The organism is Streptomyces klenkii, assembly GCF_003626645.1.
Taxonomy (GTDB): domain Bacteria; phylum Actinomycetota; class Actinomycetes; order Streptomycetales; family Streptomycetaceae; genus Streptomyces; species Streptomyces klenkii.
In genome coordinates this window covers 1-1,017 of sequence record NZ_RBAM01000226.1, presented here as the reverse complement: position 1 = coordinate 1,017, position 1,017 = coordinate 1, and the positions used below count along the sequence as shown (strand labels likewise).

The following is a 1,017-nucleotide window of genomic DNA, read 5'->3' as shown; positions in this document are numbered from 1 at the left end:
TGCATTCCAGGTGCGCGCCGCGCATGCCTTTGAGTACATGAAGGTCTTGCCCGCCCCCTTCGCACCCACCACGAGAGCCAGCGGCGGCTCGGTGCGGTGATCGCCCAGCAGCCTGCGCAAGGGCTCGGTCGCCAGGAAACCACTGGCCGACGATAGCCCTCTTTTTTCCGCAAAGATGAGCTCGCGTGCAGTGTCCGCCAGCCTTCGACGCAGGGCAGGGTAATCCGGAACGGCGGGGCTCTCGGCGGCTGGCTCGGTGGGCTGCGCCGGCCGGGGGAGGATGCTGTCCAGGGCTTCAGCCACGTGGCAATTTTCCAGCAGGCGCAGAACTGTATCCCACGTCGATGGGAGAGCGAGCAGTTCTTCCCGGAAAGGACTCAGAACCGGCTGCGAAAGAACTCCGGTATCCACCTGCCCGGTGTCACCGGAGTCATGATTCGCCGTAATCGAACCGAGCGTCGCGAATAGCGCGTTACTCAGCTCGTCGCACGCCTGCTGCACCTGCTCCGTGTGCACATCTTTTCTGTACTGGGTAATGATGACAGAACTCGCCGGATCTTCCCCCAATGCAGCGGGCGCCCGCTGGCCGAGCTGCCGCACCAGCATGGCGGTTCCAGCCAATGATTGGTGGCTGAGCGTTGTGACGAAAATGCGCTGCACGCGAGGGTCGAGCAGAACAGGGGCCGACAATTCCGAGGCTCCGGCCCGGAGGTCGATGACGACGGTGTCGGCACCGATGCGTTCCCCCAGTGCCGCCAGAGCTTCGGTCAGAAAATAGGGGGAACGACCCGGAGTGAGAAGATCAGCTGGTTCGATCCTCGGGGGCCCGAGAAGTGGTCGGCGGCTCGCTGGAATGACGGTGAGGCGCCCGTTGTCCGCATATCGGCCGACTTGCTGATTGGGCAGGTACTCGGCGGCGATCGCAATGGCTGCGGACCAGCCTCCGTCCTCCGCCCCCTGCAGCAGTGCGAGAAAATCCTCAGATCGGACGAGCGTCGTGGAGGGGAAGAGGGTACG

General features: G+C 64.0%; 1 pseudogene. It reads right to left on the bottom strand.

Annotated elements, in window-relative coordinates:
• Positions 1–1,017: pseudogene (locus tag D7231_RS36875) on the bottom strand (KGGVGR-motif variant AAA ATPase); the annotation flags it as partial.